Source organism: Granulicella aggregans (genome assembly GCF_014203275.1).
In the GTDB taxonomy this organism is placed as follows: domain Bacteria; phylum Acidobacteriota; class Terriglobia; order Terriglobales; family Acidobacteriaceae; genus Edaphobacter.
Genome location: NZ_JACHIP010000002.1, coordinates 397096 through 414549 on the forward strand (window position 1 = coordinate 397096; position 17454 = coordinate 414549).

Sequence of the window (17454 nt, forward strand, 5' to 3'; positions counted from 1 at the left end):
GATCGTTATGCGGCGATGCGGAAGCGCTGTACGAGCACCTGAAGCTGGTTGGCCATCTCGGTGAGTTCCTTGGCGGCTGTCTCGGTATCGCGCGCCCCGGCGGTGGTGGACTCCGCCGACTCCGCAACCAGGGTGATGTTGCGGGCGATGTCGCCGGTGCCTCTTGCAGCATCGGTCACGTTGCGACCGATCTCGTTCGTGGTCGCGGTCTGCTCTTCAACGGCCGAGGCGATGGTTCCGGAGATATCGTTGACCTCGTTGATGATGGAGCTGACGTCTCCGATAGCCTTGACCGCTGCCTTGGTGTCGTTCTGGATGGCTTCGATCTTCAGGCTGATCTCGCCGGTGGCGCGTGCTGTTTCTTTCGCGAGTTCCTTGACCTCGTTGGCAACGACCGCGAAGCCCTTGCCTGCTTCACCAGCGCGCGCCGCTTCAATCGTCGCGTTCAAAGCCAGCAGGTTGGTCTGCTGCGCGATCGACGTGATGACCTTGATGACCTTGCCGATCTCCTGGCTGGATACGCCGAGCTTGCCGATGGTCTGGGTCGTCTCGTCGGCCATGCTCACTGCGGTGCGGGCGATGCGCGATGCACCGGATGCGCTCTTCGAAATCTCGCGGATGGAAGCGAGCATCTCTTCCGAGCTGGCCGCGACGATCGAGACGTTGGCGGAGACCTGTTCGCTGTTCATGGAAACGGTCTTGGCCTTTTGCAAGGATCCGTCGGAGTTGGTGAGTACCTGCTGGCTAATCTTGAGCAGTTGTGACGAGGCTGCGGAGAGGGCGCTCGCTGTTTGTCCGATGCCGGAGATGCTGGAGCGGAGATCGGTAATGAGCTTGGTGAGACCGGCCGCAAGCTGGCCGATGGAATCTTCACCGGTGACCGTGACGGTCTGGGTGAGATCGCCATTCGCCGTTGCGGCGACGACGACCAGCAGCGATTCGACCTTCTGGCGGAGTTCCTGCGTCGACGCTTTCTCTCGTGTCTCCGCAAGTTCTGCATTGGCCTTGGCCTGCACCTGAGCGGTGATATCGCTGGCCAGCTTGGTGACGCGGTCTACCTTGCCGTTGATGTCGAAGAGCGGGCTGTAAGTCGCCTGGATCCAGACATCCTTACCGCTCTTGTCGATGCGCCGGAACTCTGAGGTCTGGAAGGTGCCGCGGTTCAAGTCCTCCCAGAACTGGACGTACTCGCGGCTCGCGGCGTATTGGGGGTCGACGAAGATCCTGTGATGCTTGCCCTTGATCTCCGACAGGGTGTAGCCCAACACATGGCAGAAGTTCTCGTTGGCATCGAGGATGACGCCCTCGTTGGTGAACTCGATCATCGCCTTGGTGTTTTTGGTCTCGTTCAACTGGCGGTTGCGGTTCTCTTCATCGACGATGCGCTGGGTGATCTCGCTGGTGATGCAGATGATCTTAACCACGCTGCCCTTGTCGTCGAGCACCGGAGCGAAGGTGCCACCGACCCAGATGACGCGACCATCCTTCGACTTGCGTTTGAACGCCTGGTTCTTATGGCGGCCTCCGAGAACGGTGCCCCACAGTTCGCTAAACTCCTCCTGGCTGGTGGGGTCGGCAAAGTTGAACCTCGAGAGATTCTGCCCGATGATGTCGGAGGCCTCGTACTCGAAGGCCTTGCAGAAGTTCTCGTTCGCGCTGAGGATGATGCCCTCCGGGGTGAACTCTGCGAACATGTTCATCCGGTTGACAGTGGCGAAGATGGCGCTAAAGTTCTGCCGCTCCAGTTCCACCTCTGTGATGTCGTGGGCGAACATGACGATGCGGTTTGACTTGCCCGCTGAACCAGCGATGGGATTGAAGGAGCCCTCAAGCCAGACAGGCGAGCCATCTCCGGCGAGGAGTCTATAGGTGCCGCTGTGAAGCTTGCCCTGGCGCAGGTTATCCCACAACTGCCGGTACTCGGCTGAGCGCTGCTCTGCGGGGCGAAGGAGAGCACTGTGCATCGAACCTGCGAGCGCTTCGGGAGAGGAGCATAGCAATTTTGCGAAGACATCGTTCGCAAAGAGAATCTTTCCGTCGAGATCAAGCTCAACGACGGACTGGGTGCGAGCGACGGCGGCGAGCTGACGCACCAGGTCAATCGGGTTTTCAACCTGCTGCGCTGCTAGATCTTCGTGTACGTTTTCAAGATTTGTTTCCATGATGGCTTGGTCCTCTCCGTGTTTCAAACTTGAATCAGAATTTGGGTCTAACTGCAGGCGTTCTCAAAGACGTTGGCGGTATCGAGGACGAGCATCAACTCGTCCTTGGTGCGGAAGACGCATTCGATCATCTGGCGCTGTTCGTAGGGCATGTTCTCCGGTACGGGAGCGCGGGCAGAGAGGGGAAGATCGATGACGTCGCAGACCTCGTCGACGAGCAGGCTGATGACGGAGTCGCCGGAGCGAATGGCGATGTTGACGCGTGTGTCTTCGCCTTCGGCGGCCGGCAGACCGAGGCTGCGGCGCGTATCGATGGCGATGACGATCTGACCGCGTAGATTGATGAGGCCTTCGATGGCGCGCGGCGCGAGCGGAACGGGGCTCATCTCCTGGCGGCGGATGAGCTCCTGCACCTTCAACACCTCAACACCGAGGAATAAATCTGCAACGCGGAAGGTTGCATATTGGCGGGAGTCTTCAGTCGATGGGGTCATGCCGCCTCCTCGTACATTGCCTGGTGATAGTGGCCGCTGGGGCGGACGAGCGACGAGATGGATGCGAGCAGGTCCTCACGGTTCGAGCGCATGATGCGGGCGTCGTAGGAGAGGCCGTCGGGAACGTATGCGTCCAACTGCTCGGGGTGATCGACCAGGCCGAGAATGGGTGTGCGGTCGAACTGCTTGTCGCGGCGAAGCGCCTTGAGCGTGTCGAAGCCGGAACGACCTTCCGGCACTGCGGCGATGACGATGTCGAAGCTGGATTGGCGGATGCGTGGCATCGCGTCCCCTACAGAGTTCGCGGAGGTAACATCGAAGCCCGAGGCGCCAAGGTATTCGGCGATCATCTCGCGTGCGGGCAGGCAGGAGTCGAGCAGAAGTATGGTGTGGCCTTGCGAGCCGATGTCGTCGGAGTTGAGCCAGTTCCCTCCCCCGGCGCTGACGACGGCGTGGAGGTCGAGGAGGTCCGTGATCTTGCCGCCGATGACTGCGGAACCTAGCAAGCCTGGAGCAGCAGCGCCGCGACGGACGGTGACGGCTTCGTCGACGATGTCGACGATCTGGTCGACGATGACACCGATGCGGCGTGCGCCATCGGTGAAGACGATGAGCTGGATGATCTCTTCGGCGAAGGCGTCGTGGCCGGAGCCGGGTTCGAGCACGGAGGCGAGATCGACGAGTGGGAGGATGTCGCCGCGATAGTGCAGCACGGATTGGCCGGCGGCGCGTTCGACCGTGTTGGTGGGGATCTTCTCGAGACGAGCAACCAGCGGCAGCGGGACGGCGATGCGGTGGAAGTTCCCGGCACGGAAGAGCAGCAGCATCTTGGTGGGCAGCGCGGCCTGCTGCGGGCCGGAGCGGGAGGAGTCGACCGTGGCTGAGGAGTTGCGGCCTTGGAGATTCGCGAGCCGCGCAAGGCCCGCGACATCGAGGATGAGGGCGGGAAGGCCATCGCCCATGATGGTGCCGCCGAGGTAGCAATCGAGGCCCTTCAACTGACGGCCAAGCGGCTTGACGACGATCTCCTGCGTGTCGTGGATGGCATCGACGACGAGGCCAAGGCTGCGGTTCTCCGCCTGCAGGACGACGATGCTGACGGCCTCCGGTTCGCCTTCCGGCATGGACTTGCCGAGAATGCGACGAAGATAGACGAGCGGAAGTAGCTGGCCGCGATAGTGGAAGATGGGAGTGCCGTGCAGACTCTTGATGCGCTCTTCGATCTTGACTCCCTCCAGACGGACTAACTCGAGTAGATTCGCCTGGGGAACGACGAAGCGTTCGTCACGGGTTGGCGCAACATGCGAGCCGTTCGAGGAAGCTACCACCTTCGGCGTGAGCGAGACGATGAGGCCGGGGATGATCGCGAGTGTGAGTGGGATACGGATGCGGATGGTCGTGCCATAGGGCTTGCCTTCGAGGATCTCGACATTGCCGCCGATCTTCTCGATGTTGGTCTTGACTACATCCATGCCGACACCGCGGCCTGAGATGCTTGTCACCTTCTCCGCGGTGGAGAAGCCGGGAGCGAAGATGAGTTCGCGTGCCGACTGGTCGTTCATCTGAGCGGCCTGCTCTTCGGTGATGAGGCCCTTCTCGATGGCCTTGGTGCGCATCTTGTTGGGGTCGATGCCTGCGCCGTCGTCGGTGATCTCGATGTTGACGACGCCGCCTTCGTGGAAGGCGCGCAGAAGCAGGCGGCCTTCGGGATCTTTGCCCTTGCCGGTGCGGGTCGCGGGGTTCTCCACGCCGTGGTCGCAGGAGTTGCGGACGATGTGTGTGAGCGGATCCTTGATGGCCTCGATGATGGTCTTGTCGAGTTCGGTGTCCGCACCGATCATCTCGATGGAGATCTGCTTACCCACCTGCGAAGCGAGGTCGCGCACGACACGCGGCAGCTTATTCCAGACAACGCCTATAGGCTGCATGCGCGTCTTCATCACGCCTTCCTGCAACTCGCTGGTGATGAGGTTCAGGCGCTGGGTGGTCTTCTGCAGCGACATGCTCTGGGTGCTGGAGTTCTGCAGGAGCTGGTTGCGGGCGAGGACGAGTTCGCCGACCAGATTCATCAACTTGTCGAGCAGGCCGACGTCGACACGGATGGTGGAGTCGGTAGATGCGGCAGGGGCCTTCGCAGGGGCAGCGGGCGTGGCGGGTGGAGGCGGCGGTGCTGGAATGGGCGCAGCGGCGACGGGAGCCAGTGGTGGTGGCGCAGCCTGCACGGGCGGCGGAGGCGCTACGGCTACTGGAACAGGAGCGGGCGGCGCGGCTACAGGGACCGGAGCGGGTGTTGGCGCGGCGGGCGGAAGCGGAGCTGTTGCAACTGGGACTTCCACCACTGGCGAAGGGACAGCGGCAACCGGCGCGGGCGGCGCAGGGGCAGCATGTGCCGCTTCCGCGCCGCAGGAGTCGTGCGCGATCTCGAGGCGGCCTATGAGTTCGGCGCAGTCGACGTCGCCTTCGACGCCGGTCTGCTCAATGTTGACCAGCAGTATCTTGATCTTGTCGACCGCTTCGAGGATGAGCGAGATGACGTCGGGCGTGAGCGTACGCTGCCCCGCGCGGGCCTGGGCGAGGATGTTCTCCGTAATGTGAGCGGTCGCGCTGAGCAGGTCGAAGCCGAAGAAGCCGCACGTCCCCTTGATGGTATGGATCGTGCGAAAGACGCTGGAGATAAGGGCGTTATTCTCGGGTGTCTTTTCGAGTTTGACGATCTCGTCATCGAGCGTGGCGAGATTCTCGTTGCTCTCGATGAGGAATTGGCGAATGTCTTCGTCCCGTTCCTCTTGTTCGTTCACATCCATACCGGGCAGACCTCTTCTCACATGCCTTTATCGGACAGGAACGAAAGAGGATTACCGGCACGGTGCAGAAAAATGGAACACCTTCGGGCTAGTGGTGTCCCATTTCCCTCCATCGGAAGTTTCATCCCAGCCTCTCAACCCTGCGCGCGTGCTGCCGATGAACTGCGTAGAAGGACGGGGGTTTGCTCGATGCGTGCGTTGATAATCGACGATTCACTTTTGTTGCGGAAGATGGTGCAGAAGGCGGTGAATACCGCGATCCCCGCGATCAACCAGTTTGAGTATGCCGGGGACGGCATTGAGGCCGTCCAGGTGCTGCGCTCCGCGCTGCGCAGCCAGCAGAAGTACGACCTGATCGTGACCGATACAAATATGCCGAAGATGAGCGGGCTGGAGTTCATGGAGCGTATCCAGAAAGAGAAGCTCTGCCCAGGGACGCACATCATCATGATTACGACGGAGAACAGCCCCGAGCACGTGGCGCGGGCGAAGGCGGCGGGGTCGAAGGGGAATATCTCGAAGCCGTTTACGGCGGAGCAGGTACGGGCGGTGCTGAGTCCGCTGTTTCCGGGGAAGTAGGCGTTAGGGCAGGGCTTGAGAAGTAGATCCTCCGCTGCTGTTGATCACGAGAAGACTGTGATCAACAGCAGCGAGGGATGACAAAGGTTGGGTGGGTGGCTCGCGGGCGGTATCTGCGGGCGAAGAGTTCCTTTGGTTACTGGCGTTTCCAGCGAACGCCGTCCTTGCCATCTTCGAGCAGGATGCCCTTAGCGAGCAGGTCGTTGCGGATGGCATCGGCGCGGGCGAAGTTGCGTGACTTCTTGGCCTGGGTGCGTTCGGCGACGAGGGCGTCGATGTCGGCGTCCGAAAACGCGAGCTTCTCGACAAGGTTTGTAGCGACCTCATCCATGCGGTCTTCGCGCTCGGCCCAGGCGATCGCTTCGCGGGTGATGGCAGCATCGTTGTCCGTGAGGACAGCGAAGACGCCGTCGAAGAGCGTGAGCACCGAAAGAATCTCAGTGACATTTTCAGACTGCAGCGTGCCAGCGTCAGCGGCGGAGTTCGCCGCGCGGACTAGGTCGAAGATGGCGGCGCGGGCCTCGGCGGTGTTCAGGTCGTTGGCCAGTGAGGCCGTGTAGCCAGCGCGGGCCTTCGCCGTGGCTGCGGCTATCTCGGGGTTTAGACCGGCAGCAAAGCCGCCCTTCAACATCCGCTGGTGGAACGTCCGTAGACGATCGATGGCGTTGGTCGATTCGATCAGGCCGTCGAAGGTGAAGTTGAGCTGGTGCCGGTACGGGACCGAGATGAGCAGGAAACGGATCGCGGAGGCGCGATAGCCTTTCAGCAAAAGGTCGCGGAGGGTGTAGAAGTTGTTGTCGGACTTCGACATCTTCCGGCCTTCGACGAGCAGGAAGCGGACGTGCATCCAGTGGCGCGCGAAGGTGTGACCTGTCGCTGATTCGGACTGGGCGATCTCGTTCTCGTGGTGCGGGAACATGAGGTCTTCGCCGCCGGCGTGAAGGTCAAAGCTCTCGCCGAGATATTTGCGCGCCATGGCGGAGCACTCGATGTGCCAGCCGGGACGGCCGGGGCCGAGAGGAGTCTCCCAGTGACGTTCGTCGCCCTTTACTGCTTTCCATAGCGCAAAGTCGCGGGCGGCGTCCTTCTCGTGCTCATCGTTATCGACGCGGGCGCCATCTTCGAGGCCTTCTAGATCCTTCTTGGCCAGCTTGCCGTACTCAGGGAAGTTGGCGATGCGGAAGTACCAGCTTCCGTCCTCGATCTGGTAGGCGGTGTCCTTCTCGGCGAGCTTCTGGATGAGGGCGACCATCTCAGGGATGGAGTCGGTGGCGCGCGGCAGGTGCTCCGGCCTTTCGATGCCAAGCCATTCCATGTCCTCGAAAAACGCCTGCTCGAACTTTGCGGAGTAGTCTTCGATGGATTTGCCGGCGGAGGCAGCGTTGCGGATGATCTTGTCGTCGACGTCCGTGATGTTCATGACGTGCTGGACGGGAACGCCCTGCTGCTTCAGGAAGCGGCGCAGGACATCGACATGCAGGAAAGTTCGGAAGTTGCCGATGTGGCCGTAGTCGTAGACGGTGGGGCCGCAGGCGTACATACGGAGCGCCGGAGCGCCGACGGGAACGAGGGGTTCGACCGTACCGCTAAGCGTGTTGAAGAGCTGCAGTTGCGATTCAGATTCCGAAGACACGCGCAAAGAATACCCGCTGCCGGGCGATTGCGCCGTGCAGTCCGCTTTCTAAAATAATCCTATTTGATTCTAGTCGATGGCTATATGGCCCTGCGGCGAAACCGTTCGATTGACCTAGAGGCCAGATAGGAGGCGCAATGTGGAGTCGCAAGAAGAACGAGGAGAACCACTGCCGAGCGCCAGGTGATGGAGTAAACCAGTGGCTCATCTTCATGCTCCCAAAATATCGGGAAGTTCGAACGGAGCAACCACAAAGCACTGGCCATACACAAAATTGAACTCACTACGAAGCGCGGCACCATATCGCGCGGGAAGGAGATGGTTGAAATCCACTGAAGAGTCAGGAATAAGAGAAAAAACGCAAAGGCGATTGAAGGGGCCGTGTCGTCGTGGCGCATGAGCGCAAAGGCCAAGGCCAGTCCTATCGCTCCCACAGCTAAGCCAAACAATATCTGCAAGATGATCTTCAGGTTGGCGCTCCTTGTACCGGCTGTTTCGCTGCTGAATACTAACCGCTTTCGGACTCAGCCTAATTTTAGCTGGGGGGTGGCGACGAGGCTGTCGTCCGAAATCTGACCGGAGAGGAACCTCGGCCAGGCTGCCGCGGCGATCATGGCGGCGTTGTCGGTCGACAAGGCGAGCGAGGGGAAAGCGACCGTGAGTCCGCGCTTTTCTGCTTCCGCAGTGAAACGTTGGCGAAGCTCCCGATTGGCAGCGACACCGCCCGAGACGAGAATGCTGCGCACGCCAAAGGCCTCGGCGGCGGCAAAGCTCTGGCGCATCAGGTTGCCAACGACCGCGTACTGGAACGATGCGATCAGGTCGAGCGTCTGCTGATCGCAGAGGCTGGCGGCTCCCGCGGGCCTGAGATCGGGGCTGGCGGCAAGCGCGGCGTGGCGAATCCCAATGGACGGCTTCATGGCGTGGGTTTCGACGTAGCGAAGGACGGCGGTTTTGATTCCGCTGAAAGAGAAGTCGAAGACCGGGCCGGTGCGCTCGGCGATAGCCTTCTTGTTCGGCGTAACGGCACCGGGCCGCGGCGTGATCTGCCCGAAGTTGAAGGTGACGGCGCGAGGGTTGCCGTGGGCGGCGAGCGCGTCCATCCACGGGCCGCCGGGGTAGCCGAGGCCGAGCAGCTTGGCGACCTTGTCATAGGCTTCGCCGGCTGCGTCGTCGACCGTGCGGCCGACATTGCGATAGTGCCAGCTCTGTTCGTCATGCGACGCGAGGTAGAGATGCGTATGGCCGCCGGAGACTACCAGCGCAAGCAACGGTAACTCTTCCTTCTCCCTGTTCCCTTCTCCCTGCATCACCACGGCATGGATGTGCCCTTCGAGGTGATTGACGCCGATCAGCGGCTTGTCGAGGCCGAAGGCGAGAGACTTCGCAAAGGTGATGCCGACCAGGAGAGCTCCTGCCAGACCGGGACCCTCGGTCACAGCGATGGCGTCGAGATCGGCGTAGGTGACGTTGGCCTCCTGCATGGCCTGGCGAACGACGGGAAGGATGTTGCGGAGGTGCTCGCGGGAGGCGAGTTCGGGGACGACGCCGCCGTAGTTGCCGTGAAGCTCAACCTGGGAGGCGACTATGTTCGATAAAACACACTGTCCGTCGCGCACGACTGACGCCGCGGTCTCATCGCAGGAGCTTTCGATGCCGAGGATTAACCCAGTTCCCATGGAAGCTGTTCCGTCGCTTTCCCGCATCTAACCATCATAAGAGGAAGTTGATGGCACCCGATTCAAAAGCATTTTGTAGCGGCCCTGAGTACAGGGCTGCCCTGTCCGTCTCCCAGGCCATTCGTAACGCCGGCCACCAGGCTTACTTCGCAGGGGGCTGCGTTCGCGACCTTCTGTTAGGCCTGACACCTAAAGATTTCGACGTGGCAACGAGCGCGACGCCGGATGAGGTCATAGCGCTTTTTCCGAGGACGAAGTCCGTCGGAGCCCACTTCGGCGTGGTTCTGGTGCAGACAGACACCGATGAGAATCCGACTGATATAGAAGTCGCGACGTTCCGCAACGACGGCATCTACACCGATGGCCGCCGGCCTGACGCGGTACGGTTCTCAACAGACCCGAAGGAAGATGTTGTCCGGCGCGATTTCACGATCAACGGTATGTTGCTCGATCCCATCGCGTTTGACGAGAGCAGCAACCTTGATGCGTCGGTGCTGGACTTTGTGGGTGGCCGCGCTGACCTCGAAGCGAAGATCGTGCGCGCGATCGGAGATCCCGCGACCCGTTTCGCCGAGGACAAGCTGCGGATGCTGCGGGCGGTGCGATTCGCCGCGCGACTGGAGTTCGAGATCGACCCGGCGACCATGGCGGCGATTCGTGCCCAGGCAGCGAGCATCACCAAGGTGAGCATCGAACGGATCGCGGCAGAGCTGACGATGATGCTGACCGAGGGCCATGCACGCCGCGCCTTTGAGTTGCTGGACGAGTCCGGCCTGCTGGGGCACGTTCTGTCAGAGGCGACGAAGTTGAAGGGCGTCGAGCAGCCTCCGCAATATCACCCCGAGGGCGATGTCTGGGTGCATACGATGCTGCTGCTGGAGAAGCTGCCTGCGGGAGTTTCGCCGACGCTGGCTTGGGGTGCGTTGCTGCACGACATCGGCAAGCCGGCCACGTTCACTCCGCCCAAGCCCGGCGTTGCGGGCGACCGCATACGTTTTAATGGCCACGTTGAGGTAGGCGTCCGCATGGCCGAGGTGATCCTGCACCGGCTGCGCTTTTCAAACGAAGATGCCGAGCAGATCGTCGCGCTGGTGAAAAATCACATGCGTTTTGGTGACATCCTGAACATGCGCCAGGCGACTTTGAAGCGCTTCCTGCGGATGCCGAAGTTCGAGGAGCATCTTGAACTTCACCGCATGGATGTCTTATCCTCGAACGGCAACCTGAGCCTGTATGAGTTCGCCAAGCAGCACTTTCACGAAGATCCGGAGGAATCTGCGCGGCCCAAGCCGTTCGTCAGCGGGCGCGACCTTATCGTCGCCGGATATCGCCCGGGGGTGCAGTTCAAAGAGATGCTTGAGTTTGCCGAGGATGCGCAACTTGACGGCGTCGTGAATACTCGCGCAGAGGCGCTTGCCATCCTGAAGGAGCGGTTCGGAGCTCCTCCGCAAGCGTTCACGACACTCACCTCGGCATAAATGCAAACTGGAAGCATGAGCGAAAAAGATCAGAAAGAAAACGACGCTGACGTGCTGGTGCTGGGCGCAGGAATGGCGGGGTTGGCTGCTGCTCGCGCGCTGGCCATCGACGGTCAACGAGTGCTGGTACTTGAGGCGGAGGACCGCGTTGGGGGGCGAATCTTTACTCGTCACGTTGGAGATGAAATTGTTGAGCTGGGGGCGGAGTTCATTCATGGTCAGCCTCCACAGCTGCTGGCTCTGATTAAAGAGGCCGGGCTCGAACTTGTGGAACGGGATGGCTCGACCGTGCGCTTTCAGCATGGCGAGCTGCGCTCTGATGAGCAGGATGATGACGACTCTGGTCAACCCAAAAGCCCTTTTGTGGTGCTTGAAGAACTGGAAGATCACTCCGGGCCGGATCTTTCTTTCGCGGAGTTTCTTGCGACGAAGCACCTCTCCGAAGAGGCCTGCGCAGCCGCCATTGGCTTTGTGGAAGGATTCAATGCGGCTGACCATCACGTGATCAGTATCGCCGCATTGGGATTCCAGCAGAAAGCAGAAGACGCCATCGAGGGAGACCGGGCCTTTCACATCACCGGCGGTTATGACCAGCTTCCTAGATTCCTTGCGGCGAAGGTGCAGGAATTCGGTGGGCAGATTCTTCCAAACACGCGAGTTCGGCGGCTCGAGTGGAGCGAGGGAAGGGTTCTCGCCATCGCAGGCAAGGGCGAAGATCAGCGGAGCTTCTCTGCCCGACGCATCGTTATCGCGTTGCCACTTGGCGTGTTGCAGCGCGGAGAGCCGGAGTTTCGCCCTGCACTACCTGCCAGCATTCGGGACTTGCTCGCCATCGACGGACCGATCCGGATGGGCCATGCCGCCCGCTTCACCTTGGTCTTCAAGGAGCGCTTCTGGAGGGAGCTTCCGCCGCAACCCGCACTCGCCGAGTTGAGCTTTCTTTTTACGCCGGCGAAGATACCGCCCGTATGGTGGACGCCGCATCCTGAAGCCAGCAACACGATCACAGGATGGGTCGGCGGCCCGCGAAGTTCCGCGCTGGCAGGCTTGAGTGTGGAGGCGGTAGGCGAACAAGCTTGCGCTGTCCTCGCAGAGGCCTTTCAGCTTGACGCGGTATCCATTCGCGATCAGCTAAGCGGTTGCTACCTGCACGATTGGTCGGCAGACATCTCGGCCGCGGGCGCATACAGCTATATCGCAAAGAGAGGAATCGATGCGCCGGAAAAGTTCGTTGAACCAATCGCTGACACAATCTACTTCGCCGGAGAGCACACTACGACCGACGGTCACTGGGGAACCGTCCATGCCGCGCTGAGTTCAGGATTGCGCGCGGCTGCCCAGATTTTGGCCGGGCGCGAGGCTCTTGCGACTTCGTAACCTAACGCGACCGGCTAACGCCTTGAAACTTCTTCCCATCTGAACGAGGATGAACTCTATGAAGCGCCTGCTGAACACCCCGCTGCCGACCGAGACCGATGTCCACCTCATCCTGAACGGCAAGCAAGTTCCCGCGCGTACGGGAGAGCTTCTTGTAGAAGCCCTGAATCGCGCGGCCGGCGAGCACGGCAAGAAGGTGCCGCAAGTCTGTTACCTGCCACAGATGGGCCCGATTCAAAGCTGCGACACCTGCATGGTCAGCGTGAATGGATCCCTGGTTCGAGCTTGCTCTACTGAAGTCACGGCGCAGATGAATGTTTCGACCGAAGGCGAAGCCGTGGACATCGCACAGCGAGAGGCCTTCGATCGCATCCTCAAAAACCACATGCTCTACTGCACGGTCTGCGACAACAACAACCAGAACTGCACCGTTCACAATACGACCGCGGAGCTGGATGTGAAGCACCAGTCGCGACCTTATACGCCGAAGCCGTATGAGAAGGACATGTCGAACCCGTTCTACCGCTACGACCCCGACCAGTGCATCTTGTGTGGGCGCTGCGTGGAGGCGTGCCAGAACGTGCAGGTAAATGAGACGCTGACGATTGACTGGGCGTCGGATAACCCGCGCGTCTTATGGGATGGTGGCGAAAAGATCGAAGGCTCAAGCTGCGTCTCGTGCGGCCATTGCGTGACGGTTTGTCCATGCAATGCGCTGATGGAGAAGTCAATGCTTGGCCATGCGGGGTATCTAACGAATCTCCCCGATGAAGCCCTTCACGACATGATCGAGGTGGTCAAAGGGGTTGAGCCGCCGATCGGGTACGGGCCGATTCTGGCGCTCTCCGAGATGGAGTCGGAGATGCGCCACGAGCGCGTGAAGCGGACTAAGACCGTCTGCACCTACTGCGCGGTGGGATGCAGCTTCGAGGTGTGGACGCGCGACCGGCATATCCTGAAGATCGAGCCGACACATGGGCCGGCGAACGGCATCTCAACCTGCGTGAAGGGTAAGTTTGCGTGGGGACACGTGAACGCCGAGGATCGCCTGGTGCATCCGCTGCTGCGTGATGGCGATCACTTCCGCGAGATCACCTGGGACGAAGCGCTCGATGTAATCGAGAAGAAGTTCAAGCAGGTGATGCGCGACCACGGGCCGGATGCGTTGGCCTTCATCTCTTCTTCGAAGACGAGCAACGAAGAGAGCTACTTGATGCAGAAGCTGGCGCGGGCGGTGATCGGCACGAACAACGTGGATAACTGTGCGCGCTACTGCCAGAACCCGGCAACGATGGGACTGCAGCGCACCGTGGGCTACGGCGGCGACTCCGGTTCGATCTCCGATATCGAGACCGCGGGCCTGGTCTTCATCGTCGGCGCGAATCCAGCGGAGAACCATCCCGTACTCGCCACTCGCATCAAGCGGTCGCATAAATTTCGCGGCCAGCGACTGATCGTTGCCGACATCCGGAAGCACGAGATGGCAGAGCGGGCAGACATCTTCTTCCGGCCGAATCCGTCAACGGACTCGGTGTGGATGAACGGCGTGGCGAAGTACATCCTCGACCACAAGCTGCATAAGCCGGAGTTCATCACGAAGTGGGTGAACCACTTCGACGAGTTTGCGAAGTCACTCGAACCCTACACGCTGGAGTACACAGAGAAGATCACCGGCGTGCCGCAGGCGACGTTGATTACGGTGGCGAACGAAGTCGCTGCTGCGGATGGCGTGTGCATTCTCTTTGCGATGGGCGTGACGCAGCATTGCGGCGGATCGGACACTGCGACCGCGCTCTCGAACCTGCTGCTACTTACGGGCAACTACATGCGTCCGGGTGCGGGAGCTTATCCACTGCGCGGGCACAACAATGTGCAAGGGGCGAGCGACTTCGGATCGATGCCCAATGTCTACTCGGGCTATCAGAAGGTCGAAGACGAAGCCGTCCGCGCGAAGTTCGAAGCGGGCTGGGGCGTGACGCTTCCCACGTCGACGGGCAAGGATAATCACCAGATGATCGACGCGATCCTTGATGGGTCGCTGAAGGCGATGTATATCAAGGGCGAAGACACGGTCACGTCGGACTCGAATGCGGGCTATGTAGCTAAGGCGCTGGCGCAGCTAGAGTTCTTCGTGGTGCAGGACATCAACTTCTCCGAGACCTGCCGCTATGCCGACCTGGTGCTTCCCGCAGCAACGTCGCTCGAGAAAGACGGCACCTTCACCAGTACCGAACGTCGCATTCAGCGCATCTACAAGGCGCTTGAACCGCTGGGCGAGTCGAAGCCCGACTGGGAGATCATCCAACTGATCGCGAATCGCATGGGCGGCAATTGGAAGTACACACACCCGTCGGAGATCATGGCGGAAGCGGCCTCTCTGACGCCGCTGATTGCGGGCGTCAGTTATGAGCGGCTTGAAGGCTTCAACAGCCTGCAGTGGCCGGTTCATGCGGATGGAACGGATACACCGCTTCTATTTACCGACAAGTTCAACTTCCCCGATGGCAAGGCGCGGTTCTTTCCCGTGACATGGATCGAACCATCGGAGGAGATAAGTTCGACTTATGACCTGCACCTGAATAACGGGCGCCTGCTTGAGCACTTTGAGCAGGGCTCTATGACGAGGCGCACCGCTGGTATCCACGAGATCACGCCTAACAGCTTTGTCGAGGTGTCTCCGGAGCTTGCGGAGGAACGCGGCATCACCAGCGGACGACATGTGCAGCTTGCCTCCCCTTATGGGCGGGTGCGGGTGCAGGTACTGGTGTCCGATCGAGTGCAGGGCAAGCAGCTTTATATGTCACTGAACTCGGTTGACCAACCGGTGAACAATCTGACCAGCAGCCACACCGACCGACAGACGCATACTCCTGCGTTCAAGGAGACCGCAGTTTCTATGACAGTCCTGCCCGAGCAGGGCGAGAATCCGCTGCCACGCAAGAACTTCCGCTACGGCACGCGCACGCCGACGATGGGCGTCGAGATCGAACGCAAATGGGCCCGCTCTGACTATCACATCCCAGGATCGAAGCCATCGGACAAGCTGGTACAGATCGTTTCAACCCACGTTTAGGAAGTTCAGGAGTCTTCGATGGCCGCACCGCTTACGTTCAAGCCGCTTCCGGTGGATCACAAGAAGGAGTTGCAGAAGCGCCTCGAGGCCGCTCCTGTCGAACATGGCGAGGCGCTGCTGGTGCTGTGGGATCTCCTGCAGACCGCGCACGATCAGGGAATCCTTGATCTACTCGACGGGATGGTATCGGCGAAGGACACCATCGCCATTACGATCGCGAAGTATGCAAAGACGCCGGAAGGAATTGCATCCATACGAAATCTGCTGGCAACGGTAAAGCTGCTGGGGCAGCTTGACCCCGAGATCCTCGACAACTTGAGCGCTGTCCTGACAACGGCGACTCAAGAGCACCAGGCAGAGCGCCAGCCGCCTTCTCTATGGCAACTTTTCCGGCGCTCCACCAGTGCGGACAGCCGGCGAGGGCTTTCGTTTATGACGCTTCTGCTGCAGGGTCTAGGACGGTCGATAAAGTAGCTCGAGCGGTTACGACTTCTTATTCAACTTCCTCTTGGCGGCAGAGAGTTTCACCCCATCCCACGCGGCGATACCGCCGTCGATGGCATTGCTGTTTGCGCCAAGGATGACGTGCTGAGGAAGGTCCTGCATCAGCTTCGCGTTGCCGCCGCCGAGCAGCACATAGTCGCAGACCATCGCCGCCTGTAGACGAGTGACGATGTCGAGCACAGACTTCCGCCAGCGCTTCTTCCCGCGCCGTTCGAGGCCAGCTACGCCGATGTACTCCTCGTAGGTGAGGCCTTTCTTGTAGGGCAGGTGCGCGAGTTCGAGCGAGATGATCTTGCCATCGATGATCAGCGCGGAGCCCAGGCCGGTGCCGGTGCCGAGGAAGAGCATTCGGCCACCCTTGTATCCACCCAGTGCCTGCATCGCAGCATCGTTCATAAAGATGTAAGGCTTCTTGAAAGCCTCGGCGTAGTCGAAGTCGATCCAACCCGGAGCTAGGTTGTGCGGCTCCATGGTTGGGGCGTCATCTTTCACCGGACCGGGGTAGCCGAGGCTGATGCAGTCGTAGTTCCAGTTCTTGGTGGCTGCCAGAACGTCATCGACCATGATCTTGGCGGTGAGGTGCGGACCTGAAGGGATCTTTATGGGGACCCGGTTCTCTGTGGATGCAACCTTGATGTTTGTGCCGCCAATGTCGATGACCAGAACGTTCATGACGACCAGAATACAGGGCTTTGGTGCGGGATGTGGATGGAGTGCCTACAATTGAAACTGACAGTTAGAGATTGAGGAATCGAATGGCCAATAAGTTCGGCGAAGCGGCTTTGATTGCTGCCCGCCTTGAAGTACCAGCACAGGTGACCGCTGCCCAGAGATGGGACACAGCTGTACGCCAGCTCTATCCGGATAAACCTTACATGCAGAAGAAGAGCGCGCCCAAGTCCGCCTTCCTTGGGCTGTGCGAAGCCGGAGTGGTGAAGGGCGTGGCCGTCGCTGAGCCTGGTGCCGAAAACAGAAACAAAGAGTACGCGGTAAAGGCGGTCGAGTTGCTGCGGGCAGGAACGCACAAAACAATTCCCGCTCTGTGGACTGCGGTGGCCGAGGGCGACGAAGCTCCGCATGCCGCGCAGTTGGACGTGGTGATGGCGCTTTGGAAGAACGGGCTGATCGTTACGGCTTAGGCGTTTGATCGGCGAGCAGGCTGCCCAGGTTAAGCGGGCGTGTGTACATGGTGGGCTCGCCGTTCGGCAGTCGCGGCCAGTCTTCGAAGGGACGGTCGCGATAGAGCTCTACTCCGTTGCCGTCCGGATCGCGGAGATAGAGGGCTTCGCTTACTCCGTGGTCGGAAGCCCCATCGAGCGAGATGCCCGCGTCGATCAGTCGCTGCAGAGCGTTGCCGAGCGTGGCACGGTCCGGGTAGAGAATCGCAAGATGATAGAGGCCGGTCGTTCCGGGTGCGGGCGGCGAGCCACTTGCGCTCTCCCAGGTGTTGAGGCCGATGTGGTGATGGTAGTCGCCCGCCGCGATGAAGGCGGCGGAGTCGCCGAAGCGATGCTTAACCTCGAAGCCCAGAACATCGCGGTAGAAGGCGAGCGAACGGTCGATGGTGGCGACCTTCAGGTGGACGTGGCCTATGCGGGTGCCGGGGTGGATTGTCGGAACGGGGGGTGCGGGCGTGCTCATAGAGATTCGATGAGCACGCTGTCGCAGAGG

14 protein-coding genes are annotated in these 17454 nt (G+C 60.5%); 6 read left to right on the forward strand and 8 right to left on the reverse strand.

Going from position 1 to position 17454, the window contains the following annotated elements; genetic code table 11:
* Positions 1-5: 5 nt before the first annotated feature.
* From HDF16_RS07095 to HDF16_RS07105, 3 genes are read right to left on the reverse strand one after another with little or no spacing between them, the layout of a single operon-like run.
* Entirely contained in the window at positions 6-2162 is a 2157-nt protein-coding gene (locus HDF16_RS07095; RefSeq protein ID WP_184214909.1) for a methyl-accepting chemotaxis protein, read from the reverse strand.
* A gap of 47 nt (positions 2163-2209) precedes the next feature.
* The gene (locus HDF16_RS07100; protein WP_184214911.1) at positions 2210-2656 is read right to left on the reverse strand and encodes a chemotaxis protein CheW; all 447 of its coding nucleotides are present in this window, start codon (positions 2654-2656) and stop codon (positions 2210-2212) included.
* On the reverse strand, positions 2653-5460 hold the full coding sequence (locus HDF16_RS07105) for a hybrid sensor histidine kinase/response regulator (RefSeq protein WP_184214913.1): 2808 nt from the start codon (positions 5458-5460) through the stop codon (positions 2653-2655). The genes HDF16_RS07100 and HDF16_RS07105 overlap by 4 nt, the downstream gene beginning before the upstream one ends.
* Positions 5461-5649: 189 nt before the next feature.
* Here HDF16_RS07105 and HDF16_RS07110 point away from each other — a divergent pair, with 189 nt between their 5' ends.
* Positions 5650-6039 carry a response regulator gene (locus HDF16_RS07110; RefSeq protein WP_184214915.1) on the forward strand — a complete coding sequence of 130 codons (390 nt, stop codon included), beginning with the start codon at positions 5650-5652 and terminating at the stop codon, positions 6037-6039.
* Between the two features lie 136 nt (positions 6040-6175).
* Here the strand turns inward: HDF16_RS07110 and cysS are convergent, their stop codons facing one another.
* The 3 genes from cysS to tsaD form a co-directional block, all read right to left on the reverse strand.
* On the reverse strand, positions 6176-7672 hold the full coding sequence (gene cysS / locus HDF16_RS07115; RefSeq protein WP_348641262.1) for a cysteine--tRNA ligase: 1497 nt from the start codon (positions 7670-7672) through the stop codon (positions 6176-6178).
* An 80-nt stretch (positions 7673-7752) separates the two neighbouring features.
* Positions 7753-8130 (reverse strand): hypothetical protein, encoded by a 378-nt coding sequence (locus tag HDF16_RS07120; protein WP_184214917.1) that lies wholly within the window; start codon positions 8128-8130, stop codon positions 7753-7755.
* A 66-nt stretch (positions 8131-8196) separates the two neighbouring features.
* Positions 8197-9351, reverse strand: coding sequence for a tRNA (adenosine(37)-N6)-threonylcarbamoyltransferase complex transferase subunit TsaD (gene tsaD, locus HDF16_RS07125; RefSeq protein ID WP_184214919.1), 1155 nt, complete (start codon positions 9349-9351; stop codon positions 8197-8199).
* Between the two features lie 50 nt (positions 9352-9401).
* On the opposite strand from tsaD, the gene HDF16_RS07130 reads away from it, so the two are divergent.
* From HDF16_RS07130 to HDF16_RS07145, 4 genes are read left to right on the forward strand one after another with little or no spacing between them, the layout of a single operon-like run.
* Positions 9402-10829 (forward strand): CCA tRNA nucleotidyltransferase, encoded by a 1428-nt coding sequence (locus tag HDF16_RS07130; protein ID WP_184214921.1) that lies wholly within the window; start codon positions 9402-9404, stop codon positions 10827-10829.
* Between the two features lie 15 nt (positions 10830-10844).
* Positions 10845-12206, forward strand: coding sequence for a flavin monoamine oxidase family protein (locus HDF16_RS07135; protein ID WP_281383425.1), 1362 nt, complete (start codon positions 10845-10847; stop codon positions 12204-12206).
* A 49-nt stretch (positions 12207-12255) separates the two neighbouring features.
* A complete protein-coding gene (gene fdhF, locus HDF16_RS07140) occupies positions 12256-15279 on the forward strand; it encodes a formate dehydrogenase subunit alpha (protein WP_184214925.1) in 3024 nt (1007 codons plus the stop codon).
* A gap of 18 nt (positions 15280-15297) precedes the next feature.
* Positions 15298-15753 carry a DUF1641 domain-containing protein gene (locus HDF16_RS07145; protein ID WP_184214927.1) on the forward strand — a complete coding sequence of 152 codons (456 nt, stop codon included), beginning with the start codon at positions 15298-15300 and terminating at the stop codon, positions 15751-15753.
* Between the two features lie 9 nt (positions 15754-15762).
* Here HDF16_RS07145 and HDF16_RS07150 read toward each other — a convergent pair whose 3' ends face one another.
* On the reverse strand, positions 15763-16455 hold the full coding sequence (locus HDF16_RS07150) for an ROK family protein (protein ID WP_184214929.1): 693 nt from the start codon (positions 16453-16455) through the stop codon (positions 15763-15765).
* 83 nt (positions 16456-16538) lie between these two features.
* On the opposite strand from HDF16_RS07150, the gene HDF16_RS07155 reads away from it, so the two are divergent.
* Positions 16539-16922 carry a DUF6979 family protein gene (locus HDF16_RS07155; RefSeq protein ID WP_184214931.1) on the forward strand — a complete coding sequence of 128 codons (384 nt, stop codon included), beginning with the start codon at positions 16539-16541 and terminating at the stop codon, positions 16920-16922.
* On the opposite strand, the gene HDF16_RS07160 is transcribed toward HDF16_RS07155, so the two are convergent.
* Positions 16912-17424 (reverse strand): VOC family protein, encoded by a 513-nt coding sequence (locus tag HDF16_RS07160; protein WP_184214933.1) that lies wholly within the window; start codon positions 17422-17424, stop codon positions 16912-16914. The genes HDF16_RS07155 and HDF16_RS07160 overlap by 11 nt on opposite strands.
* Positions 17425-17454: the final 30 nt, after the last annotated feature.